Below are 1,389 nucleotides of genomic sequence, written 5' to 3' on the forward strand. Positions count from 1 at the left end.
TGCTTGAATGCAACGGGCGAATGACCCAAATGTTACGGAGTAATCGAATTTTGCCACCTGAAGAAAAGATGAACATATACAAAATGCAGCAAATAGTTTCTGAGAATGATAAATTAATTTTGATAGGTGAGTTTATCTCTAACTATATAGGTGTGCAAAAAAGGGGCTTGAAACCCTTGGTACATAAGAGTTAAAATAGGGGTGCTGTGGAAATAATATTGCCTCGTTCAAGTGGATTGATACATTTAAGTATCCTAAATACTAGCTAGTATTTCGTCAACAGTGGAAATAAAATAACCTCGTTTTAGAGGATTAACATATGTTCTTGTATATCCCAAAAGGGTCTCGAGGAATCTAGTGGAAATGAAAAGCCTCGCCTTAGAGGATTAACTTAAAAAATGCTCCCTTTTTTTAATAAAAGGAAGCATTTTTTTTAGGTTTAAAATTGTGAAGAGTTTCACTTAAGCTATCGGGGGCGTTACTTAAAGATTTGGCTGCCATTGTGTTGGCCTTTTTTTATTGAACTAAAGGGGAGTAATGTTGAAGAATAACTACATAGAAGCTTCAATTTTGGGATATTTTATAACAAAGGGAGAGTGTCTAGAAAGGGATGATTAAGTATGCCCATAAAAATTCAAATTTTCATAAATATTATAATGGTCCTATTGACGTGGCTTTCATTACCTTTTTTAGGATATAAATAATATAAAAAAGTTTTTCCCAGCGTCATTTCTTATTTTTTTTATTGAGCTATTCTTATTGAGCTACTTACAACTCTAATAGGGAAAAACGTAAATGGTGGGTTTTTAATAATAGCACAAATTCAGTATTATTTGATGAGTTTCCTTTTCTTATCGGTCCATTTATGGCAAGCTCTTTATGGGTCTTAAAATGGACATATGGAAATCTCAAAATGTTTTTATTGGCAAATGCATCCTTCGAAGCTTTCTTTGCTTTTATATTTTCAAGGGTTGCTAAAAAAATAAAATATTGGCAATTAGTTCGATTTAATGGATTTCAATTTTTCCTTTATTATTTTATTAAGTCATTTCTATACTTTACGGGTTTCAATATTATTTTGATAATTTAAAACGTCAATCTGACAAAGGTGATGCTTAAAAAAGCTCGCCTTTTTTAATGAAGCTTTACTCGTAAAACAAAGTGAGGTATTAATTGGGTTGCAGAAAAAAGAAAAATCTATAAGTTATATAAGGATTCTCCTAAAGCTGTGGTATTAGACCTAGATATTCAAATAATGGAAGGGTAACTCAAGCACTAAAAAGGGATGTGCTAACCCTATGTTCGTAACGGTTCTTCTCTATAAAATTATATAAAAAGGCGATATAATAATGATATAATTTTTTAATATAAAAGTGGGCATTTTTTTAT

General features: G+C 31.0%; 1 protein-coding gene. It reads left to right on the forward strand.

Annotation, left to right across the window (positions count from 1 at the left end; genetic code table 11):
- Nucleotides 1-194, forward strand: a 194-nt coding sequence (locus V7137_RS07060) for a hypothetical protein (protein ID WP_335697423.1), incomplete at its 5' end; no start/stop codon positions are given.
- Nucleotides 195-1,389: the final 1,195 nt, after the last annotated feature.

The sequence above is a fragment of the Neobacillus drentensis genome, from assembly GCF_036962765.1.
Lineage (GTDB): Bacteria > Bacillota > Bacilli > Bacillales > Cytobacillaceae > Neobacillus > Neobacillus drentensis_C.